Raw genomic sequence first — 547 nt, 5'->3', positions numbered from 1 at the left:
CCTCTACCTACAACAATTACTACGAGTTCGGCACCGACAAGGCCGACCCAGCCAAGAACGCCCACACGCTGGTGACCAAGCCCTGGTCGGTGGCCGTCGAAGGCCTGGTCAAGCAGCCCAAGACCTTCACGCTCGAAGACCTGATCAAGCTCGCACCGCAGGAAGAGCGCATTTACCGCCTGCGTTGTGTCGAGGGCTGGTCCATGGTGATCCCGTGGGTGGGGTATTCGCTGTCGGAGCTCATCAAGAAGGTCGAGCCGCTCGGCAACGCCAAATACGTTGAATTCGTCACCCTGGCCGATCCCAAGACCATGCCGTTTGTGGGCTCCCGCGTGCTCGACTGGCCGTATGTGGAAGCCCTGCGCATGGACGAAGCCATGCACCCGCTGGCGCTGCTGGCTTTCGGCATGTATGGCGAAGTGCTCCCCAACCAGAACGGCGCACCGGTGCGCATGGTGCTGCCCTGGAAGTACGGCTTCAAGAGCGGCAAGAGCATCGTCAAGATCCGCTTTACCGACAAGGAGCCGCGCACCGCCTGGAACAAGGC

1 protein-coding gene is annotated in these 547 nt (G+C 61.6%); it reads left to right on the top strand.

The features are described 5' to 3' along the window. Positions 1–547 (top strand): protein-methionine-sulfoxide reductase catalytic subunit MsrP (gene msrP, locus AC1DWI_RS25960; RefSeq protein ID WP_477726300.1); only part of this gene is annotated, 547 nt, incomplete at both ends.

This window comes from Polaromonas sp. P3_C2 (genome assembly GCF_056402675.1).
This window is presented reverse-complemented; position numbering and strand designations above follow the sequence as displayed.